The sequence below is a fragment of the Pseudoalteromonas sp. P1-26 genome (genome assembly GCF_001401795.1).
GTDB lineage: Bacteria > Pseudomonadota > Gammaproteobacteria > Enterobacterales > Alteromonadaceae > Pseudoalteromonas.
On record NZ_LKDX01000147.1, the window covers coordinates 1 to 411 of the forward strand.

Annotated in this window: 2 tRNA genes; both read left to right on the forward strand. The window is 46.0% G+C overall.

Features of this window, described 5'->3' with window-relative positions:
- Positions 1 to 101 precede the first annotated feature (101 nt).
- Positions 102 to 176 (forward strand) — tRNA-Gln (locus AN394_RS21325).
- 147 nt (positions 177 to 323) lie between these two features.
- Positions 324 to 408, forward strand: a tRNA-Leu gene (locus tag AN394_RS21330).
- Positions 409 to 411: the final 3 nt, after the last annotated feature.

The window sequence follows — 411 nt, forward strand, 5'->3', positions numbered from 1 at the left end:
GCGCTGGATTTAGGTTCCAGTAACTTCGGTTGTGAGAGTTCAAGTCTCTCCTTCCGCACCATGTTCTTGATAAGAACCAAAACTATCAACTTATTCTTTGTTGGGATATCGCCAAGCGGTAAGGCAGCAGGTTTTGATCCTGCCATTCCCAGGTTCAAATCCTGGTATCCCAGCCACTTTCTCTACCAAGAGAGTGAATAAGAAAACTCACGCTAAGAGTTTAAATTAGCAAACCTTATGATGCGGGAGTGGCGGAATTGGCTGGTGTCTTGATTAGACGCTGGATTTAGGTTCCATTACTATACACTTGCATCACACAATGTGCGGGAGTGGCGGAATTGGTAGACGCGCTGGATTTAGGTTCCAGTAACTTCGGTTGTGAGAGTTCAAGTCTCTCCTTCCGCACCATGT